The organism is Nocardia acididurans, from assembly GCF_016741815.1.
Lineage (GTDB): Bacteria > Actinomycetota > Actinomycetes > Mycobacteriales > Mycobacteriaceae > Nocardia > Nocardia acididurans.
Window position 1 is genome coordinate 102567 of the sequence record NZ_JAERRJ010000005.1, and the last position, 20028, is coordinate 122594.

Consider the following 20028-nt stretch of genomic DNA (forward strand, 5'->3'; position numbering starts at 1 on the left):
TCACTGGGTGCTGTACGGCCGACAGAGGGAAGAACGGCGGATCAGCACCCTACTGGCGGGGGCCGTGCACGGGCAGAGCGGCGCGGTGGCGGTGGTTGCTGGTCCGGGGGAGGGAAAATCGGCGCTCCTGGAGCGGGCCGCCGAGTTGGCCGGATCGCGCCCCGAAACCCTCGGGGCCCCAGGCGATCCGGCGCACCCGCCGACCATCGGCGATCCCACGCAACCGGTCGGCCGAGCCGATCCGCCGCGCCGTGGCGTCAGCGCCGACGCGGACGCACCCGGGGCGTCGGGCAGGCCGGGCTCGACCGGGCTCCGTGCGGACGGGGCGGGGTGGCTGGTGCTGCGGTGTACGGGGATGGAGACCGGGGCGGAATTGGCGTTCTCGGGGTTGCGGACGCTGCTGGAACCGGCTCTAGGGCATAGAGGTTCGCTGCCGGAGCCGCAGGGTCGGGCGTTGGCGGCGGCGCTGGGGCTGGCGGACGGCGAGCGGGAGCCGGAACGGTTTCTGGTGGGGCTCGCGACACTGTCGCTGCTGGCGGAGGTGTCGGCGGCGGGGCCGGTGCTGTGCCTGATCGACGACGCGCAGTGGCTGGATCAGCCGTCCGTCGACGCGCTGCTGTTCACGGCACGGCGGTTGGGCGATGAGGGAATCGTCGTATTGTTCGCGGGGCGACCGGATTTCACGGCGGCGGGGCTGGAGGTGCTGCAGCCCGCGCCGTTGGATGCGCAGGCGGCGCGGGCGCTGCTGGCCGAGCACAGTCCGGAGTTGCCGGTGGAGCTGCGCGATCGGGTGCTGGTGGAGTCGGCGGGGAATCCGCTGGCACTGCTGGAATTGCCGGGGATGAACCTGGATTCGCCGCCGGTGGGGCCGCTGGCGCTGTCGGAGCGGTTGCAGTCGGGGTATCGGGAGCACATCGGCGATCTGCCGGATCCGGCCCGGCTGGCGCTGCTGGTGTCGGCGGCCGACGAGACCGGTGATCTGGGCCTGGTGCTGAACGCGCTGGCCGCCTTGGGTTTCGGCGCGGAAGCCCTGGCCGACGCGGAACGCACCACCCTGGTGGCCGTGTCCGGGCAGACCGTGAGCTTCCGGCATCCGCTGGTGCGCGCGGCCGCCTACCGGATCGCCTCCGAGGCCGAGCGGGTCGCCGTGCATTCGGCCATGGCGGACGCCCTCGCCGCCATCGATCCCGATCGCCGCACCTGGCATCGGGCCGCGGCGGCCACCGGCCCGGACGAATCCGTCGCGGCGGCCCTGGAGGTCTCGGCCCTGCGTGCCCGCGATCGCACCGGATACGGTGCGGCGGCCACCGCGTGGGAGCGGTCGGCCCAGCTCACCCCCGATCCCGGGGAACGGGTGCGGCGGCTGGTGTGCGCGGTCGAAACAGCCTCCAGCGCGGGCCAATTCGCGCGTGCCCGGCGGCTCGGACTGCAGGTGACCGGACTGGAGACCTGCCCGGAGTTCCAGGCCCGCGTCGCGAGTGTGCTGGCCCATATCGAATTCGAGCACGGTTCCCCGGTGACCGCGCATCAGCGGCTGCGTTCCGCCGCGGCGGCGGTGGCCGCCACCGCCCCGGATCAGGCGGCGGCGCTGCTGCTGGACGCGGGCCGGATCACCTGGTCCACCGGGGATCTGACGGCCTTCCGGCACTGCCGGGACCTGCTGGCCGCACTGCCCACGAGCCCGGACCGGAATTCCTTCCTGCACGCCTACGACGGCCTGCTGGGCATCTACGACGACGACCCCACCCCCGGCATCGCCCTGTTGCGCGCGGTGGTGGCCGAGCAGCAGCGGCACCGTGATCGCACTCCCGCCATCCGCTTCGCCCTCGCCACCCAGGCGATCATGCTCGGCGATGTCGAGACGGCCCGCGACGTGCTGAGCGAGCTGGCCGAGTCCTGCCGCCTGCGTGGCCAGCTGGGCTGGCTGGCCGCCGTCGAATTGTGGCTGGGCACGGTGGAATTGATCGGCGGCCGCTTCCGCGAGGCCACCCTGTTGTCGGTCGAGGGCAGGCGGATGGGCGAGAGTATCGACCAGCCGATCCGGATCGTGCACGCCGCCGCCAATCTGGCGCTCATCGCCGCGATCGCCGGTGACGAACAGCGCTGCCTGGAGCTGGTCGAGACCACCCGCGCGAATCCGCGCGCCGCGGCCGTGCACCACGGTCTGCTGGATTGGGCGGTGGCGCAGCTCGACATGGCTTGCGGCAGGCATGTTTCCGCGCTGGACCGCCTGGAGGCGCTGGATCGGACGCCGCTGTACCGGCACGGGCAGTGGGTGCTCGCGCACGCGGATCGGGTGGAGGCGGCCGTCCGCGCCAACCAGCCCGGACGCGCCGCGACCGCGCTGGCCGAGCTGCGGGTCTGGGCGTCGGCCCTGCAGGCCCCCTGGGCCGAGGCCCTGCTGCTGCGCTGCCTGGGACTGCTGCACAATGATCCCGCCGCCTTCACCCGCGCACTGGAACTGCATGCGCGCCAGGGTCGCTGGTTCGATCGCGCCCGCACCGGCCTGCTGTTCGGCGAATGGCTGCGCCGGGAACGCCGCACCGCCGAGGCCCGCGCCGAATTGCGCGACGCCCTGGAGGCATTCGAGCGCCTCGGCGCCCACGCCTGGGCGGATCGCGCCCGCCACGAACTCCGGGCCGCGGGCGAAGGCGCTGTCCCCCAGGTGAATCCGTGTATGGCCGAGCTTCTCACCCCGCAGGAGCTGCAGGTGACCCGCCTGGCGGCGAGCGGCGCCACCAACAAGGAGATCGCCGCCCGCCTGTTCCTGAGCCCGAAAACCGTGGGCCACCACCTGTCCCGCGCGTTCCGCAAGCTCGGCGTATCGAGCCGGGTGGACCTGGCGCGCCTCGAACTCGACTGAGCCCGCGTGAGATTCCGGCAGGTGGTCGGTCCCGAACGGAGACACGGCGAGGTGGTCAGTCCTGGTACGGCCTGCGAGTGACGAAGCCGCCCTTGGATATTCCCGTCGGCACGAGCAGGCCGAGCAGGCCCTTGGTCTTCGTGTAGGTGGAGATCGGGCCGGCGCTGATGGATTCCTTGTAGCGCACGGCCCGCCGCCCGGTGATCAGCAGTCGCCGCGGGCTGTCGTCGTGCCGGACGAACTGCACCACGGCGTCACCGCGTCCCAGGCTCACCGGCTGATGGAAATACCCGAACCGGAACGGTTTCGGTATCCCGCCCTCCAACTGCCGTGCGATCTGATCGGCCGCGTGCGCACCCGACGGCATCGCACTCTGGCACGTCCCGTGCAGCGCGCCCCACCGCTGCCGGATGTGCGCGGCATCCCCCACCGCGTAGATATCCGGATGGGTGAGCGACCGCAGCGTCGGATCGACCGCGATGAGACCGTCTGCCGCAGTGCCGATTCCCGCGCGCGCGGCGAGACCGGGCACCCGCACCCCGGTGGTCCAGACGGTCAGATCCGAGGTCACGGTCTCCCCACCCGCGAGTTCCACGGCGTCGGGCAGCACCTTGGTGACGGTGCCACGTCGTACCGTCACGCCCAGCCGTTCGAAGACCTCCGTCATGTGCGCTCGCGCCCGCGCGCCCAGCACCGCCGCGGGCTCGCCGCGGCTGATCAGCGAAACCCGCAGCCCCGGATGGCTTTCCGCGATCTCCGCCGCGGTCTCCACGCCGGTGAGCCCACCCCCGCACACGGTCACCGTCCCGCCGGTGGCCGCGAGTTCGCGGAGTCCGCGCGCCACCCGCAGGGCCTGCTGCGCCGTGTTCAGGGTGTACGCGTGTTCCTCGGCTCCCGGTACCGTACGCGTTTCGGTGCTGCTGCCCACCGCGTAGACCAGGGTGTCGTAGTCGAGCCGCCGCACCGTGCCCAGTGTCTCGACGGTGACCTCGCGGGCCACCGTGTCGATGGCTGCCGCTTTCCCGCACAGGAATTCGATGCCGGTGTCCTCGAGCAGCCGTGCGATCGGGTAGTCGCCGAGCTCGTGTCCGGCGGCCAGTTGATGCAGTCGCAGTCGCTCGGTGAATCGTGGTGACGGATTGACCAGGGTGATGTAGACGCCACCGCGCCAGCGGGTCCGACGGGCCAGCCGTTGGGCGCACATCATGCCCGCGTAGCCGCCGCCGAGCACGACGACGCGATGGTTGAAACTCATAGTTTCGACGGTAGAAAGGCGCAGGTCCCACCGGTATCGGACAATCGCCCCTATTTCAGTGCGCGAGCATGAGCCACAGCGTCGCCACCGACAACCCCAGGAACAGCAGTGGCCCCGCGAAGTTGTAGAACACGCGCGCCCGGATGTGCGCCACCACGGCGCAGACGAAGAACGCCACCAGCCCGACGGCCGCGGCCACCCCGATCGGCCGGTATCCGGCCATCCCCAGCGCCAGTCCCACCGCGCCCGCGCCCTTGCAGAATCCGAGCAGGGGCAGCAGCGACTCGGGCAGCCCCACCTGCGCGATGTTGTTGCGCACGAACCGTATTCGCGCGAAGTTGGCCACCGCCTCGGCGGCGTTGAGGGCGATGGTGACGAGTGTGACGATCACGAAGGCGGTGAACATTTCCGGCTCCCTGCACTGATTTCGCCGCGGCGCGTCCGCGTCGTTCTCAGCCTTGCCGGGACCGGAGATTTCCGCCAATACCTGCCTTCATAACCAACGGTTATGGCCGCTCACCCGGTAACAGGTCGCGCAGCGCTTCGTCCAGGGTCGGGTATCGGAACCGGAATCCGGCCGCCCGCAGCACTTCCGAGGTGGCATGGCGGCCCGTGAGCCCCAGCGCGGGGTCGGTGCGCAGCAACACCGCGCCGACCGTGAGCGCCGGAGCCGGTGTCGGCGGCGACCACGGCCGGTGCAGGTGCCGCCGCAGCGCCGCCATGAGCTCCTGGTTCCGCACCGGGGAATCGGTGGCGGCCACCAGGATTCCGTTCGGCAGCGCCACCTGTGGGTCGAGCCCGAGCGCCGCGCGCACGACGGCGAGCCAGTCGTCGAGGTGGATCCAGCTGAACCACTGCCGCCCGTTCCCGACGCTGCCGCCCAGCCCGGCTCTGGTGAGCATCCCCAGCCGCTGCATGGCGGGCGCGTCCGGATCGAGCACGATGGAGGTCCGCAGGATCGTCCAGTGCTCGGCGGCGGCTCCGTCGAAGGCCCGCTCCCACGGTTCGGCCACCCCGGTCATCTGCGGCAGGCCGGGTTCGGGCAGCGGAGTGCTTTCCGTGCACCGGGTTTCGCCCGCGTCAGCCCAGATGGCGGTGGTGCTGGCCTGCACCCAGTAGTCGATCGGCCGCGCCAGGTTCTTCGATGCCGTCACCAGCGCCGCGGTCGAATCGACCCGGCTGCTCCGCAATTCGGCGATATTGCGTTCGGTGGGCCGGCAGTCGACGAGCTTCCCGGCCAGGTTGACGATCGCGGTCCTGCCCGGAACATCCAGCGCCGCAGCCCATTCCCCCACCGTGCGCCCATCCCAGATCACCTGCGGATACGGCAGTTCGGCGGCAACGCCGCGCGTCAGAATGGTGACCCGATGCCCACGGCAGGTCAGGTCGGCCGCGATGGCGCGCCCGAGCGCCCCCGTACCACCCGCGATCACCACCGACAGCGCGTCCGCCCCCGGGGTGAGCCCGGCCGATCGCGCCAACCGCGCGAAGCAGGTCCGCGCATCCCGTCGCAGCTTGTCCCCCACCACTTTCCGGAGCACCGGAGCCGACGCACCGCGGAAGGTCAGCTGCTGCTCCACCAGCGTCCCGCCCTCGGCCGGTGTCAGGGTCCATCGAATCCGCGTGGTCCCGAGCGGTTTCGCTGCTTCGAGGACCAGCTCCCGATGCGGCACGGAATCAACCACCACCGGACGCAGCGGGACGGCCGCCGGGTTCCACTCCGCCCGGCGGGCCGGATCCTCGATCACAGCCCAGAGCTCCTCGGGCGACAGCGCGATGAACTGGCTGTAGGTGGTCGAGCGCGACATACCCCGACGCTAACCCCGCCCGCCGCGACACGGAAGCGTGTCGTGCACCCTATCCGCGCCGCCGGATGGCCGAGGCCTGGATCTCGACGCCCTGTAGGTCACAGGTCCCGAACGAATTTCACGCGTGCCAGCCCCTCCCCGTCGTAGTGCGAGGTGGCGGGCACGCCGTCGACGTCCAGGTCGCCGGGTTCGATCCGGAACCCGAGGCTGGTGTGATAGGCGATGGACTGCAGGTTGGCCGGGCCGGTGATGCACCGGACCCGGCTGCGTCCGGCGCGGCGGGCGTCGGCGAAGAAGCGGTGGTACAGCCGTGATCCCAGGCCGTCGCGGCGGCGTTCCGGGTCCACGCCGACGAAGTGGATGTACGCCTCCTCCGGATCGTCCTGGGAGAGGAATCCGACCAGGAATCCCACCAGCCGGCCCGTCCCGTCCTCGGCGAGGTGGCTCGTCGAGGTGAAATGCTGAAAGAACAGGCGCGGCACCAGCAGTCGTCGCTGCCGGGCCCCGTCCTCGCCGCCGAGACCACCCCACCAGTGGGTCAGACCGTCCTGTACGCGCGCGAAATCGTCTTCGACGGGCCGCCGGAATGTGATGGTCTCGGGCATCGGAATCCTCCTGGGACGCTGGGTGTTCGTCCCTATCCGATCACATCGGGTCAGGCCCAGATCTCACCGATGGGTGTCGCCGCGGCGGGAACCGGGGCCGGGACGGGTGGCACGCTGCGGGAGAAGCGCGGGGCGGGGGCGGGCTGGCGCACCCCGTCGATCTCCACGAGTGCCCCTCGGGCCGTGAGATGTTCGTCGTCGTAGGCATCGGTGAAGCTGCGGATCGGGGTGACGCAGGCGTCCACGCCATCGAACAGAGCCGCCCACTCCGCTTGTGTCCGGGCCGCGAAGCGTTCGGTGAAGGTCTTGCGGAGGAGGTCCTGTCTGCTCGGATCCATTTGGTGCGGCAGGGTTTCCGGATCCAATTCGAGTACGCGCAGCAGTTCGGCGTAGAACTGCGGTTCGAACGCGCCGACGGCCATGAACCTGTCGTCGGCGGTCCTGTAGGTGTCGTACCAGGCGCGCCCGGTGTCGAGCAGGTTGGTGCCGCGCTCGTCGGACCAGGCGCCGGCCTGATGCGCCGCGTAGATGGAGTGCGCGAGCGTGAGTACCCCGTCCACCATGGCGGCATCGATGATCTGCCCCTCGCCGGAGCGCTCGCGTTCGTAGAGCGCGGCGAGCACGCCGAGCACCAGGAAGACCGAGCCGCCGCCGTAGTCGCCGAGCAGGTTGATGGGCGGCAGCGGGCGTTCGCCCCGGCGGCCGATGCCGTGCAGCGCGCCGGTGAGCCCGATGTAGTTGATGTCGTGCCCGGCCTGCGCGGCACGCGGCCCGTCCTGCCCCCAGCCGGTGACGCGGCCGTAGACGAGCCGGGGATTGCGCGCCCGGGTCTGTTCGGGTCCGAGTCCGAGGCGTTCGGCGACGCCGGGCCGGAAACCTTCGATCAGCACATCGGCCTTGTCGATGAGTGCGAGGACGGCCGCGACATCGTCCGGGTTCTTGAGATTCGCCTCCACGAGCCGCCGCCCGCGCAGCTGTGCGGGCGGCACCGGCGCATCGCGGCCCGGCCGCTGGACCCGCACCACGTCCGCACCGAGGTCGGCGAGCATCATGCCCGCGTGCGGGCCCGGTCCGATACTCGCCAATTCGACGATGCGTACGCCGGTCAGCGGCCCCTTGCTTGCACTCACGTCTCTACCCCTCACGCGATCAGATGATCACCCGAGTAGAACACGTTCTAGAAATGCCCGCTACCGCTGACCTCCCCGGGATTGCCGGCCGGGTGCCCGATTCAGGCCACGTAGGCGCGCCGGAGAATGGCCTCGGTATCGATCCCGGTGGGCAGGGTGCCGAAGGCGATGCCCCAGTCACCGCCGAAACGCGTGGCGCAGAAGGCATCCGCGACGGCCGGATCGCCGTGCCGCACCAGCTGCGCGCCCTGCAGCACGAGCGCCATGAGCTCCACCACCCGGCGCGCCCGGTACTCGATATCGGCGAAATCGGTGAGCTCCTTGCCGATTCGGTCGATGGCGGTGTCGAGATGCCGGTTCGCACCGCGCGCCTGCGACACCTCGCCGAAGAACGCCTCCACCGATTCCGGCTGACGAGCCATGGCGCGCAGCGCATCCAGCGCCGCCACATTGCCCGAGCCCTCCCAGATCGACATGAGCGGAGCCTCACGGTAGAGGCGCGGCATGCCCGAGTCCTCGACATATCCGTTGCCGCCCAGGCATTCCAGGGCCTCGGCCGCATGCGCGGGAGCACGCTTGCACACCCAGTACTTGGTGACGGCCAGCGCGATCCGGCGCAGCGCGGCCTCGGCCAGATCGGCTCCGGCGCGGTCGGTGGCACCGGCCAGCCGCATCATGACGGTGGTGGCGGCCTCGGATTCGACGACCAGATCGGCCAGCACATTGCGCATGGCGGGCTGGTCGATCAGGTCGGCCCCGAACGCCTTTCGATGCCGGGCATGGTGCACGGCGTGCACGACGCCCGCGCGCATACCGGTGGCCGAGCCGATGACGCAGTCCAGGCGCGTCATGTTCACCATCTCGATGATGGTCTTGACACCCGCGCCCTCCGCGCCGACCAGCCAGCCGGTGGCGTTCTCGTACTCGATCTCCGAGGAGGCGTTCGACTTGTTGCCCAGCTTGTCCTTGAGCCGTTGCAGCCGAAGGGGATTGCGCGAACCGTCGGGCAGCACACGCGGCAGCAGGAAGCAGGACAGGCCGCCGGGCGCCTGGGCCAGGGTGAGGAACATGTCCGACATGGGCGCGGAGGTGAACCACTTGTGGCCGACGATGCGGTACGTGCCGTCGGATTGCGGTGTGGCCGTGGTGGTGTTGGCGCGGACGTCGGAGCCGCCCTGCTTCTCCGTCATGGACATGCCCGCGATGAGACCGGCCTTGCCGGACGGCTCGCGCAGACCGTAGTCGTAGACGTTGGAGGCCAGCAGCGGCTCGAACTTCTCGGACAGTTCCCGGTTGTGCCGCAACGCCGGAACCACGGCATAGGTCATGGAGATCGGGCACATGTGCCCGGCGTCGGCGATGCCCCAGGTGTAGAACTTGGCGGCGCGGGCGGCGTGCGCGCCCGGCCGGTCGTCGCGCCACGGCGAACCGTGCAGGCCGTGCGCCACAGCGACTTCCATGAGGTTGTGCCAGTACGGGTGGAACTCCACCTCGTCCACCCGATGCCCGTAGCGGTCGTGGGTGTGCAGCACCGGCGGGTGGTCGTTGGCCACGCGGCCCCACTCCTGCGCCGCGAAACCGCCTGCGAGCGCACCGAGTTCACGCACTTCGGCCTCGGCCCAGCCCGCGCCCTCGCGGTGCAGTCCCTCGATGAGCGCGGGATTGCGGGAGTTGTCGAAGGGGACGATGTCCGGCACCTGATTGAACACGTCGTGGGTGTGCATGGGGGACTCCTGTTTTCGGGGCGGAGTGGCTAGTCGTGCGCGGGCAGGCCGAGCGCCCGCAGGGCGAAGGCGACGAGTTCCGGGACCACCGACTCGCTCTGCAGTTGTTCGGCGAGCGGGCCGACCAGCACCTCGCCGATCGCGCCGACCAGCGCGGTGGCGCTGATCCGCGGGTTCTGCGGCGGCAGTTGACCGGAGGCCACGCCGTCGGCGACGGCGGTTTCGAAGGTTTCGGCGAACGCGCGCCGGAATCGCAACCTCTCGGCGTCGACGGCCGTGTCCACCGGTTCGGCCAGTAGGACGTAGGCGAGCTTGGGGTTCTTCAGGGCGCGCCCGGCGAAGGTCTCCACCGCGGCGGTGACCCGTTCCACCGCACTGCGGGCAGCGGGCGAATCAGGCTGCGCCGCAGCGGTCTCCGAGTTCGCCGCGCCGATCGCGGCATCCGCCGGCCCCGGGGCGGCGGCGCCGCCCGCGGCCGCGACGGCGGCGACCTCGCGGGTGACCACCTCCCGGAAGACGGCGGTCATGAGTTCGGCCTTGCCGCTGAAGTTCTTGTAGACGGTGCCGGTGGCGATACCGGCCTCGGCGGCGACGGTGGCCATGGACAGTCCGGCGAATCCCTGTTCGGAGAGCACCTTCATGGCGGCCCGCACGATCGACCCCGCCTGGGCGTCGAGGCGGGCCTGGACGGCAGGGGTTCTGCGGTAGGCCACGAAAGAAGTGAATCACGTATTCATTTCTTCGCGCAAGGGGCTACGCAGGGCGGTCTATACGGCGTATGGTCGAGGTCGTGAGCGTACGAATCGAACGCAACGGCCCCGTATTCACCGTGATCCTGCACCGCCCGGAGGCCCGCAACGCGGTCGACGGACCCACCGCCGCCGCCCTCGCGGCCGCCTTCCGCGAATTCGACGCCGATCCCGACGCGGCGGTCGCCGTCCTGTGGGGCGACGGCGGCACCTTCTGCGCCGGCGCCGACCTGAAAGCCCTCGGCACCGAACGCTCCAACCAGGTCACCGAGGACGGCGACGGCCCCATGGGCCCGACCCGCATGCGCCTGTCCAAACCCGTCATCGCCGCCGTCTCCGGCTACGCGGTCGCGGGCGGACTGGAGCTCGCGCTCTGGTGCGATCTGCGAATCGCGGAGCAGGACAGCACCTTCGGCGTCTTCTGCCGCCGCTGGGGCGTACCCCTCATCGACGGCGGCACCGTGCGCCTGCCGCGCCTCATCGGCACCGGCCGCGCGCTGGAGTTGACCCTCACCGGCCGCGCCGTCGGCGCTCCCGAGGCCCTGCAGATCGGGCTGGTGACCCAGGTCGTTCCCACCGGCGAATCCCGCCGCGCCGCAGAGGAACTCGCCGCCCAGCTGGCCGCCCTCCCGCAGACCTGCCTGCGCTCGGACCGCATGTCCCTGTTGGAACAGGACGGCCTGGACGAGGACGCCGCCATCGCCAACGAACTCCAGCACGGCCTGAAGGCCCTGATGGACGGCGCACTCGACGGCGCACAGCGTTTCGCCTCCGGCGCGGGCCGCCACGGCAGCCCGGCCTAGGTCACCGCCGACGCCAGCCGACCGCGACCACCGGTCGCCACGCCGTCGCGGAGTGTGTCGACCACTGTCAGTACCGATCGGTACGCTGCCCTGCGATGAATCGGCTGAGCGTTGTGGACGAGATCTTCCTGCGAGCGCATCGGGGTATGGGCACCCCGATCGCCCTGCAGGGCATCTGGCGTACCGCCGACCCGGTCGAGCCGGAACTCCTGCACCGCATCCACGCCGCGCTGAGCATCGGACCGCTGGGCCGCCGCGTGATCCGCTCCCGGGTACCCGGCGCCCGGCCACGCTGGCAGACCAACTCGCAGTCCCGCCCGCTCGAGCTGGCCGAGCACCCGATTCCCGCTGCGCTGCTGCTGGATTGGGCCGATCGCCAGGGCAGCGAACTCGACCCCGAATTCGGTCCCGGCTGGCGGCTGGCCGCCGCCGCCCTCGACGACGGCGGTTATGCCATCGCCCTCACCTGCTCACACGCCCTGGCCGACGGGCGCGCGGTGGCCCTGGCCGTCGATCACGCCCTCGCGGGCACGCCACTCGCGGCTCCCCTTGCGGGACACTCGGATTGGGCCGACGCGCGCCGCCAGTGGCGGACCGTCCTCGGCGGGACCGTGCGCGCGCTGCGGCACGGAATACCCGATCGGCCTGCGCCACCCGCAAAACGCGCGGCCTCGCGCGAACCTCACGACACAACCCGACCCCGTCGGTCCGACCCGACGACAACCCGCAGTGCGGTGCTGCGGATTCCGGCGCGCGACTGGAACCGCGTCGCGGTGGCCTACGGCGGCACCGCCAACAGCCTGTTCGTCCATCTCATGGCGAATATGCTGTGGGACAGCGGTTTTCCGTCCGACACCATCGTCGCCAGCCTGCCGGTGGACACCCGCGACGAACCCCGCGTGGACAACGACATGGCGATGACCGAGATCGCCATCACCCGCGACGACGCGCCGCTGACCATCCGGCGCAAGGCCCGCGCGGCCTACGAGCACCGGATGACCAGCCCCGGCGGCATGCCGGAGGAACTGCTGCAGGTCATCCCCGACCGGTGGGCGTACAAGCTGGCGAAGGGCGCCGGTGAACGAGACATCCTGTGCTCCAACATCGGAACGCTGCCCGACTCCCTGCTCACCCTGGGCCCGCACGCCTGCACCGGCGTCGCGGCCCGAGCCATCCACCCGGGCCTGCGCGCCGACGATCTGCCGCGCACCCGCCTGTCCGGCTATCTCACCCGCATCGCCGACGAGTACACGCTCTCGGTGGTGAGCCTGGACCCGGATGCCGTGCGCGACAACGCCGCTCTGCGTGACCTGGCGGGCGCGGCCCTGTCCGATCTCCGCCTCGACGCGACCCGCTGGTAACTGAGGGCGGCCGACTCCCGACGATCGACCCGGATTCCGTTGCGAGCACCCGCTTCACCCCTGCATGATCGTGCCACCCCATCGAGTCAGGTGATGGGCGGCATTCGCCCCGACGGATGCCTGGGGGACGATCGAGGAGACAGCCCGTGGATCTGCAGCCGGGAGATGTCCTCGCCGGGTACAGGATTCGACTATTACTCGGATCGGGTGGAATGGGCAGGGTCTATCTGGCGCAGCACCCGCGTATGAAGCGACAGATCGCGTTGAAGGTGCTGTCAGAGTCGCTGGCCGCCGACCCGACGGTCCGGTCCCGCTTCGAACGCGAAGCCGAACTCACCGCCGAACTGGAACATCCGAATATCGTGCCGATCTACGACCACAGCGCGGCGGGCGACGCCGTGCTCTGGATCGCCATGGGATTCGTCCAGGGCGGCGACGCCGCCGCCCTGCTGCGCGATGCCGGGCAGTTCACCATGGAACGCGCGGTGGGATTGATCGCCGACGCCGCCCGGGGCCTGGATCACGCGCACGCCAACAATGTGCTGCACCGCGATGTGAAACCCGCGAACCTGCTGGTACGACAGGAATCCGAAGGCCGCGAACACGCGCTGGTCACCGATTTCGGCATCGCGCGCAGCCTCGACGACACCCCGACCCGATCCGGCTTGGTCACCACCCTGGCCTACACCGCGCCGGAACGCTTCCGGGGCGAGTCCGCCGACCGCCGCTCCGACGTGTACTCCCTGGGCTGCACCCTGTTCGAATTGCTCACCGGCCGTAGGCCGTTCGTCGCGAGCGACGCCGCCGCGCTGATCGCCGCGCATCTGAGCCGAATGCCGCGGCGGGTCACCGACTTACGTCCCGGCACGCCGCCCGCCCTGGACGCGGTCATCGCGCAGGCCCTCGCCAAGAATCCCGCCGACCGCTACCCGACCTGCGGCGCGCTCGCCGACGCGGCCGGGCGGGCGCTCACCGAAACCGCTTCGGCGAGCGGCCCACCGGCACGGGAATCCCGACCTCGACAGACGGCACGCGCGCATTCGGGGCCCGGTCCGATCATCGTGCCCGGCACACCGCGGACACGCGCGGTGGCCGTCAGCCCGGACGGCGCACTGCTGGCGACCGCCGGACCCGACACCGTGCGCTGGCTTACGGTCGACAACCCCGGGCACGCGACCGTCCGCACCGAGCCCGGACACCACGGCCGCCATCGCGCCGGTCCGGACACCGGCGACTTCGCCGTCGCGTTCAGCCCGGACGGCGCGCTGCTGGCCGCCGCGGCGAGCGGCACCCTCGGGCTGTGGGACATCCGCACCGGGCAGCGCTCTCCGATCGCGCTGACCGTGGCGGGCGAGGTCGTCGATCTGTCGTTCAGCCCGAACGGCCGATTGCTGGCGATCGGCACCAGCTACGACGTCTACCTGTGCGATCTGCGACTCGGCGGGACGATGCGGCGGGTCCTGATCGGCAGCTGGGGTGTCAGCTCGATCGCCTTCACCCCGACCGGCGACCTGGCCATCGGAACCACACTCGGTGTCGCGCTGTACAACACGACCATGGTGCGCTGGGATCTGCTGCCGCTGGGCCTGCGTAAACGCAGCTCCTCACCGTATTCGCACACGATCAGGAAAATGGCCTTCAGCCCCGTCGACGCCCTGGCCGCCGCCATCGTCGACGAGGTTACGGTGGAACTCTGGGACACCGGGACCACACAGCTGCTGGCACCGGCGATCTCCCACGGCGAGGAACCCATCACCTGCCTGGCCTTCGGCCCGAAGGGCACCCTGGCCGCCGCGACCGCCGACGGCGTGGTGCACCTGACGGATCCACGCAGCCGGGATCCGTTCTGCCCGCCGCTGATCGGCCGCCGGAACCCGGTCACGGGCCTGGCCTTCCACCCCGACGGTGAGTGGCTGGCCACCTGCGGCGACGCCGACGACGTCCGGCTGTGGCCGCTGTGACAGCGGCTCAGTGCACCGGCACCCGGTCCACGCGCGCCAGCACATGCTCGGGCACCTCGATACCCGGCTCCAGATCCTCGGACGAGATCGGGGCGTCGAAGACCTGACGCATCGGCAGCGTGCCCGCCCAGACGCCGCCGGCCGCGATATCGGCCTCGTCGTCGCGCGGACCGCCGGTGCGGACCTTCACCGACGCCTCGGTCAGATCGAGGGCCAGCACCATGGTGGCGGCCAGCTCCTTCTTGTTCGGCGCGCGCACCGCATCCCAGGATCCGGGCGCGGCGTGTTCGACGATGATCCGCAGAGCGTGCAGCCGCTGCTCCGGGTCGGTGAGTTCCACGGGGCGCGCGTGGATTACGGCCGACCGGTAGTTCATGGAGAAGTGCATGGCCGAGCGCGCGTAGATGAGGCCGTCCACCTGCGTCACCGCCACCGACACCGCCCCGCGCAGGGCCGCACGCAGATTCCCCGCACCGGTGGAACCGTGCAGGTACAGCGTGTCGCCGTCACGCCCGTAGACGGTGGGGATGACCACCGGACTGCCGCCGAGCACCACGCCGAGGTGGCACACCAGCCCGGCGTCGAGAACAGCGTCCAGTTCGGCGCGATCGGCGGCGGCACGGTCCTTCAGCCGGGTCGGGGTGCTGCGCGGCGTGGGCGACAATGGGGTCCGGGTCGGCGCTGTCTCACTCATGTGACCAGCATCGCCGGAAAATTGGCATTCCTGAATAGCCAATTCCCGGCAGATCCGGCAGACCACTTCGGGGGATATCGCATGCCGTTCACGCTCGCCCACCCGAGGACCGATCCCGTCATCGAGGTCAGCGGTTACGACGCGGTGCGACACCTGCTTCTGGGCGCGATCCGCGCTATGGTGATCGCGGTCGGGGCATATGTGGCAATCACTTTCAGCCTGCGTGCTGGTGTATCACGGGGGAAATGTTGATCAATCGAATACTGGCCGCTGCCGTCACCGCCCTGACGCTGACGACCGTGGCCGCGGGCGTCGCCGAGGCCGCCCCGATCGGAATCACCGTCCTGACCAAGCCGAGTGGCCAATTCCAGGTCGGCACAACGACTCTGCATCTGGTCGACCGGAATCGGCCCGACCCCTTCCACGCGGAGATCAGCCGGGAACTGATGGTCTCGGTGTTCTATCCGGCGAGCGACGCCGACCGGTACCCGCGCAACCGCTACCTGTCGACCCAGCTGATGCCCGCCGTGGACAAGCAGCTCGGTTTCCAGCTGCCGGGCGTCTTCACCAATTCCGTGACGGGACCGCCGGTTCGCGCGGGTGCGGCGTATCCGGTGGTGCTGTACTCCTCCGGTGCGGGCGATACCCGTTTGTACGGAACGGGATTGGCCGAGGATCTCGCCAGCCGCGGCTATATCGTCGTCACCGTCGACCATCCCTATGAAGCCTCGGTGGTCGAATTTCCCGGCGGCCGGTTGGTGCGTGCCGAACCGCAGCCCAGCGGGTTCGACACGACGATCCGCAAGAAGTATGTGGAAGCCCGGCTGCTCGATGCCCGCTTCGTGCTCGACGCGCTGACCCAGCTGTCGCTCGGCACGAATCCGGATGCCGAACAGCGCACGCTGCCAACAGGATTGGCGCAGGCGCTCGATCTCGATCGGGTCGGGTTCGCGGGCCACTCCTCGGGTGGCTACACCGCGGTCGAAGCCATGCACGAGGATCCGCGCATCGACGCGGCCGTGGACATGGACGGCCAGCTCGGCGTCGACGAGGAGTTCGGGCGCTCGGTCACCGAGGGCACCGATCGGCCGGTCCTGGTGCTGACCAGCAGCCAGATCGAGCAGGTCGCCGACGCCAATCCGTCACTGGATGCGTTCTGGCGCAACAGCACCGGATGGAAACGCCATGTGGTGATGGCGGATTCGGCGCACTACGACTTCACCGATCTGGCGCAGTTCGTCCCCGCTCCGGCACGTTCACTCGCCGCGAGGTGGACCGGTCCCATCGCGGCCGAGCGCGGGGCGAACCTCTTCCACGGATACGTGGCGGCCATGTTCGACAAATTCTTGTACGGGCGCACCGACACCGAGCTGGAACAGCCGCCGACCGCACCCGAGCTGACACAGGTGCGCTGAGCATCCGCGCCGATGCCGCGGACCAGCCGGGTGGCATGCTGGAATCGTCCAGATCTCAGCGATTCGAAAGGCCACTTTCGTGGACCGCTCCCGGTCGATGCCGCATTCCCGCAGCTCCGGTCCCCCGGGGTCGCGGGACGGCCGCGATATCGCCGCCGCCGACCCGCCGTTCATCATCGATCGACAGTCGGGGACGCCGCTGGCGGTACAGGTGGCCGATGGTTTACGCGACGCCGCGACCACGGGTGCGCTGCGCGGCGGGGACCGGCTGCCGTCCTCGCGGGAGCTGGCGCGCCAACTCGGCGTGAGCCGCACGGTGGTGACCGCCGCCTACGACCAGCTGCACGCGGAGGGCTGGCTCGACGGACGGCACGGTTCGGGCACGTATCTGACCGCCGCACCACAGCGGTCCGCCGCACCGAGTACCGGCGGCGAACGCACGAATCCCCTTGCCGGACTACTGGATCTGGGTGCGGGCGCGCCGAGTATCGAGACGCTCGACCCGGCCGCGTGGCGGCGCGCCTGGCGGACGGCCTCGGATCGCGCACCGCTGATCCGCCGCGATCGCGCCGGGGAGCGGGAGTACCTCGAGGCCGTCTCCGAACATCTGCTGCGGCATCGCGGGCTGGGGCCCAGCAGCGGCGCGAACCTGCTCGCGACCTCCGGAACCAGTGCGGCGGTAGCGGAATTGGCGGCGGCGCTGCTGGAACCCGGTGACACCGTGGCCATCGAGGATCCCGGGTACTCCCGCGCGGCCGGCGCGCTCCGCGCCGCGCGGATGCGCTTGACGCCGATCCCCGTGGACGCGGACGGCCTGCGGGTGGATCTGCTGCCCGCCGACACCCGCGCCGTGTATTGCACTCCGGCGCACCAGTTTCCGCTGGGCGCGCGGATGCCCGCGGCCCGCAGGGTGGAGCTCGTCGAATTCGCGCGCCGGGCGGGCGCATTCGTCATCGACGACGACTACGACGGTGAATTGCGCTACGACACCGCACCTTTGCCGCTGCTGGCCACCCTCGCACCCGATGTCGTGGTGCATCTCGGCACCACGAGCAAGATCCTCACGCCCACGCTGGGCTGCGGGTGGATGGTCGCCGCCCCGGCCATCACCGGCGCGGTGCTCGCCTATCGGGAGCTCACCGGCACCAGCGCGTCCCCGGCCGGTCAGATGGTGGTGGCGGCCCTGGCCCGGCACGGTGATCTGGCCCGCCATCTGCGCCGCCTGCGCCGCGAGATGCCCGCGCGGCGCACCCTGGTGGTCGACGAACTGCGCGGTCACGGTCTCGACGTGCGTGGCGACGACGCCGGATCCCATGTGGCCGTCATCCTGGATTCACCGACGCGGGAGGACCGCGCCCTCGCCGCAGCCCGCGAATCCGGCATCTACCTGGACGGTTTGGGCCGCAACCACATCGGCCCGCGGCACACCTTCGGCGTTGCGCTCGGCTATGCCGCACTCCCGGCCGCAGCGCTGCCCGCCGCGGTCCGCCGCGCCGCCGCCATCCTGGCGACGGCCTGAGCCGACTCCGCCACCCGTCGGTTCCGCTGCCGAACGACCGCGCAAGAGAGTCGTAAAGTGGAGCGGGGCACCCGCCAGGGTTGCCGCTGCCCGGCTGTATCCCGCGTGATCGAGTGGAGGCACCATGACCGACCAGGACATCCTCGCCAACATCAAGACCCTGGTGGCCCGCGAGCACGAACTCCGCGCCAAAGCCACCTCCGGCGAACTCGACCCGGAAACCGAACGCCGCCAGCTCGCCGACCTCGAAGTCCAACTCGACCAGTGCTGGGACCTGCTGCGCCAGCGCCGCGCCCGCCTCGACCAGGGCCGCAGCCCCGACGAAGCCCAGGTCAACTCCGCCCACCAGGTCGAGGGCTACCTGCAGTAGCGGCATTCCGCCGCCCGATATCCGCCGTTCGGACAACCCAGCAGGTTTTCGCCGAAGGCGTCTCGACGCCGACCCACAATCCCGCCGGTGACCCGTCGGCCGTATCCGGTTTGTACTGGGGCAGCATCGATGTCGAGGATCTCGACGCCACCGTCGAGCGCCTGGCCGCGGTCGAGACCTTGTTCGTCATGCCGATCATGGCCGACGTCGCTACCGGCCGCGCTGGTTTTCTGGTGAGCAGCTGGTAGTTGGAGTGCAGTCTGAAGTTTAGCATTGGATTTGTAACCATTTCGCGGACAAATCCAATACTAAAGCGAGGATGATACGAGGATGGCGACGGACAAAGCCCGTGGCGCGGAGTTGCTCGCGGAGCTGGCTCGGCAGCCTCTGCGGACTGTCGGGTCGGCGGCGGTTGCCGCGGTCTCGCGACATCCACGACAGCAGCTGGCTCGGCTCGTCGAGCGGGGCGTGCTGCATCGGGCCGCGCAGGGGTATTACGTCGTGATCCCTCAGGAGTATGTCGGAACCGCATGGCTGCCGGGGCTGGAAGCGGTGGCGGCAGGGATCGGCACCGTGATGTTCGGCACCGACAACGCGATTGTGATGGGCGTCAGCGCCGCACGGATGCACGGCGTGATGCCGCGTTCGTTGGGGGTCGCGGTGGTTGCGGTGCCGCGCCAGCGCGCGACGTTGCGGTTGGTCGATCGGGATGCCTCGGTGCGATTCGTCGCTCGTGATACGGGTCGGCTGGATGCGGAGTTGATTCGAACGGAATTGGGTGGGGCGCTTGTGACTACGTCGGAACAGACGGTGCTGGATCTGACTCGCCGTCCGGATTTGGGCGACGCGGCCGTGGACGTGCCGGCCGCGATCCGGGCGTTGTATCGGCGATGCGATCGGGAGAGGTTGGCCGAACTGGCAATTGAGCAGCGCATGCGAGCGACGTTGGACCGCGTGAACGCGATGGTCGGTGAGTGATGAATTCAGGATTCGACGAGCGCGTCGACATTGCTTCTCGATTCGGTGTATCGCCTGCTCAGGTGGAGCGTGATTACCTGATTTCGCTTGTGCTCGCGCACTTGTCCGAACGACATGCTGACAGCGTGCTGTTCATCGGTGGGACCAGTTGACCCGCGATCTGCCGCGTGCGATGCTGCGTCGCTTCGGCAGACTGAAATGGCGACCCACATTGTCCGAGATATCGGGATCGGATGCCGCATATCTCATGAGTGATGACGAAAGCATCGTCCTGAAGATCCAACTGTTGTCCCGGATCGGTATGCCGCCGTGGCCGACCGAGCCGAAGGTGCTTGTTCAGCGGTATCGAGATGCTCCGGAGGCAGTGCTCCAGGTGCCGACGCTGTCTGCCTTCGTGGCTGGAAAAACGTTGGCGTGGTGCGATCGCGGTGCCGCCCGAGACCTGTGGGACCTGTGGGCTCTGGCGAATATCGACGCGATCGACGGCGAGGCCGCCGAGTTGTTTCGCCGCCACGGACCGACCAACAGGGTGCCGCAGCCATGGCAATTCGCCGCCGCGCCGACCGAGCAGCAGTGGCAGGCCCAGCTCGCGGGCCAAACTCGCCTTACCGTCTCCGCACGGGACGCGCTCGAAATCGTAAGTGCGGCATGGGAACAGATGGCTGGCTGAGCGCCCTGCAGTCCATGAGTCGAATCGGGTTGCGGCGGTTCGCCCCTGGCACGGGTCGTACAGCCTCCAGAAGGCGCATATTGAGAACTGAGGATTTCCACCAACTTTCCGATTGTTCGGCGG

Annotated in this window: 19 protein-coding genes; 11 read left to right on the plus strand and 8 right to left on the minus strand. The window is 70.0% G+C overall.

Annotation, left to right across the window (positions count from 1 at the left end; all coding sequences use genetic code 11):
• Nucleotides 1–7: 7 nt before the first annotated feature.
• Nucleotides 8–2863, plus strand: a complete 2856-nt coding sequence (locus JK358_RS40000; RefSeq protein ID WP_201947520.1) for a LuxR C-terminal-related transcriptional regulator — start codon at nucleotides 8–10, stop codon at nucleotides 2861–2863.
• A gap of 55 nt (nucleotides 2864–2918) precedes the next feature.
• Here the strand turns inward: JK358_RS40000 and JK358_RS13725 are convergent, their stop codons facing one another.
• From JK358_RS13725 to JK358_RS13755, 7 genes are all read right to left on the minus strand, one after another.
• A complete protein-coding gene (locus tag JK358_RS13725; protein ID WP_201947523.1) occupies nucleotides 2919–4118 on the minus strand; it encodes an NAD(P)/FAD-dependent oxidoreductase in 1200 nt (399 codons plus the stop codon).
• Nucleotides 4119–4173: 55 nt separating this feature from the next.
• The gene (locus tag JK358_RS13730; RefSeq protein WP_201947525.1) at nucleotides 4174–4524 is read right to left on the minus strand and encodes a DoxX family protein; all 351 of its coding nucleotides are present in this window, start codon (nucleotides 4522–4524) and stop codon (nucleotides 4174–4176) included.
• A gap of 100 nt (nucleotides 4525–4624) precedes the next feature.
• Complete coding sequence (locus JK358_RS13735; protein WP_201947528.1) at nucleotides 4625–5926, minus strand: DUF1731 domain-containing protein; 1302 nt, start codon at nucleotides 5924–5926, stop codon at nucleotides 4625–4627.
• Between the two features lie 98 nt (nucleotides 5927–6024).
• A complete protein-coding gene (locus JK358_RS13740; protein WP_372440672.1) occupies nucleotides 6025–6519 on the minus strand; it encodes a GNAT family N-acetyltransferase in 495 nt (164 codons plus the stop codon).
• 62 nt (nucleotides 6520–6581) lie between these two features.
• Nucleotides 6582–7661, minus strand: a complete 1080-nt coding sequence (locus JK358_RS13745; RefSeq protein WP_201947533.1) for a CaiB/BaiF CoA transferase family protein — start codon at nucleotides 7659–7661, stop codon at nucleotides 6582–6584.
• A 101-nt stretch (nucleotides 7662–7762) separates the two neighbouring features.
• Nucleotides 7763–9385: an acyl-CoA dehydrogenase family protein gene (locus JK358_RS13750; protein ID WP_201947535.1), complete on the minus strand. Its 1623-nt coding sequence runs from the start codon at nucleotides 9383–9385 to the stop codon at nucleotides 7763–7765.
• 29 nt (nucleotides 9386–9414) lie between these two features.
• Nucleotides 9415–10098 carry a TetR/AcrR family transcriptional regulator gene (locus JK358_RS13755; protein ID WP_201947537.1) on the minus strand — a complete coding sequence of 228 codons (684 nt, stop codon included), beginning with the start codon at nucleotides 10096–10098 and terminating at the stop codon, nucleotides 9415–9417.
• Nucleotides 10099–10163: 65 nt separating this feature from the next.
• On the opposite strand from JK358_RS13755, the gene JK358_RS13760 reads away from it, so the two are divergent.
• From JK358_RS13760 to JK358_RS13770, 3 genes are all read left to right on the plus strand, one after another.
• A complete protein-coding gene (locus JK358_RS13760) occupies nucleotides 10164–10937 on the plus strand; it encodes a crotonase/enoyl-CoA hydratase family protein (RefSeq protein ID WP_201947539.1) in 774 nt (257 codons plus the stop codon).
• A gap of 95 nt (nucleotides 10938–11032) precedes the next feature.
• A complete protein-coding gene (locus JK358_RS13765; RefSeq protein WP_201947541.1) occupies nucleotides 11033–12298 on the plus strand; it encodes a WS/DGAT/MGAT family O-acyltransferase in 1266 nt (421 codons plus the stop codon).
• Nucleotides 12299–12414: 116 nt separating this feature from the next.
• Nucleotides 12415–14259 (plus strand): WD40 repeat domain-containing serine/threonine protein kinase, encoded by a 1845-nt coding sequence (locus JK358_RS13770; protein WP_269811812.1) that lies wholly within the window; start codon nucleotides 12415–12417, stop codon nucleotides 14257–14259.
• Nucleotides 14260–14266: 7 nt separating this feature from the next.
• On the opposite strand, the gene JK358_RS13775 is transcribed toward JK358_RS13770, so the two are convergent.
• Nucleotides 14267–14953 carry a pyridoxamine 5'-phosphate oxidase family protein gene (locus tag JK358_RS13775; protein WP_201947545.1) on the minus strand — a complete coding sequence of 229 codons (687 nt, stop codon included), beginning with the start codon at nucleotides 14951–14953 and terminating at the stop codon, nucleotides 14267–14269.
• Between JK358_RS13775 and JK358_RS13780 the strand changes: the two genes are divergently transcribed.
• The 7 genes from JK358_RS13780 (at nucleotide 14954) to JK358_RS13810 (ending at nucleotide 19905) form a co-directional block, all read left to right on the plus strand.
• On the plus strand, nucleotides 14954–15205 hold the full coding sequence (locus JK358_RS13780) for a hypothetical protein (RefSeq protein ID WP_201947547.1): 252 nt from the start codon (nucleotides 14954–14956) through the stop codon (nucleotides 15203–15205).
• Entirely contained in the window at nucleotides 15199–16368 is a 1170-nt protein-coding gene (locus tag JK358_RS13785; protein ID WP_201947549.1) for an alpha/beta hydrolase family protein, read from the plus strand. The genes JK358_RS13780 and JK358_RS13785 overlap by 7 nt, the downstream gene beginning before the upstream one ends.
• 79 nt (nucleotides 16369–16447) lie before the next feature.
• Nucleotides 16448–17887 (plus strand): MocR-like pyridoxine biosynthesis transcription factor PdxR, encoded by a 1440-nt coding sequence (gene pdxR, locus JK358_RS13790; protein WP_307817512.1) that lies wholly within the window; start codon nucleotides 16448–16450, stop codon nucleotides 17885–17887.
• 124 nt (nucleotides 17888–18011) lie between these two features.
• A complete protein-coding gene (locus tag JK358_RS13795; protein ID WP_201947552.1) occupies nucleotides 18012–18257 on the plus strand; it encodes a DUF2630 family protein in 246 nt (81 codons plus the stop codon).
• A gap of 110 nt (nucleotides 18258–18367) precedes the next feature.
• Entirely contained in the window at nucleotides 18368–18505 is a 138-nt protein-coding gene (locus JK358_RS13800; RefSeq protein ID WP_201947554.1) for a hypothetical protein, read from the plus strand.
• Nucleotides 18506–18587: 82 nt separating this feature from the next.
• Nucleotides 18588–19235, plus strand: coding sequence for a type IV toxin-antitoxin system AbiEi family antitoxin domain-containing protein (locus JK358_RS13805; protein ID WP_201947556.1), 648 nt, complete (start codon nucleotides 18588–18590; stop codon nucleotides 19233–19235).
• 148 nt (nucleotides 19236–19383) lie between these two features.
• Nucleotides 19384–19905 carry a nucleotidyl transferase AbiEii/AbiGii toxin family protein gene (locus tag JK358_RS13810; RefSeq protein ID WP_232851271.1) on the plus strand — a complete coding sequence of 174 codons (522 nt, stop codon included), beginning with the start codon at nucleotides 19384–19386 and terminating at the stop codon, nucleotides 19903–19905.
• The last annotated feature ends 123 nt before the right edge of the window (nucleotides 19906–20028 follow it).

What these genes read in the sequence shown, in the direction of transcription:
- JK358_RS13725 (WP_201947523.1), bottom strand. Translation starts at nt 4,118, where the DNA reads ATGAGTTTCAACCATCGCGTCGTCGTGCTCGGCGGCGGCTACGCGGGC.
- JK358_RS13730 (WP_201947525.1), bottom strand. Translation starts at nt 4,524, where the DNA reads ATGTTCACCGCCTTCGTGATCGTCACACTCGTCACCATCGCCCTCAAC.
- JK358_RS13735 (WP_201947528.1), bottom strand. Translation starts at nt 5,926, where the DNA reads ATGTCGCGCTCGACCACCTACAGCCAGTTCATCGCGCTGTCGCCCGAG.
- JK358_RS13750 (WP_201947535.1), bottom strand. Translation starts at nt 9,385, where the DNA reads ATGCACACCCACGACGTGTTCAATCAGGTGCCGGACATCGTCCCCTTC.
- JK358_RS13760 (WP_201947539.1), top strand. Translation starts at nt 10,164, where the DNA reads ATGGTCGAGGTCGTGAGCGTACGAATCGAACGCAACGGCCCCGTATTC.
- JK358_RS13765 (WP_201947541.1), top strand. Translation starts at nt 11,033, where the DNA reads ATGAATCGGCTGAGCGTTGTGGACGAGATCTTCCTGCGAGCGCATCGG.
- JK358_RS13770 (WP_269811812.1), top strand. Translation starts at nt 12,415, where the DNA reads ATGCCTGGGGGACGATCGAGGAGACAGCCCGTGGATCTGCAGCCGGGA.
- JK358_RS13775 (WP_201947545.1), bottom strand. Translation starts at nt 14,953, where the DNA reads ATGAGTGAGACAGCGCCGACCCGGACCCCATTGTCGCCCACGCCGCGC.
- JK358_RS13785 (WP_201947549.1), top strand. Translation starts at nt 15,199, where the DNA reads ATGTTGATCAATCGAATACTGGCCGCTGCCGTCACCGCCCTGACGCTG.
- JK358_RS13795 (WP_201947552.1), top strand. Translation starts at nt 18,012, where the DNA reads ATGACCGACCAGGACATCCTCGCCAACATCAAGACCCTGGTGGCCCGC.
- JK358_RS13805 (WP_201947556.1), top strand. Translation starts at nt 18,588, where the DNA reads ATGGCGACGGACAAAGCCCGTGGCGCGGAGTTGCTCGCGGAGCTGGCT.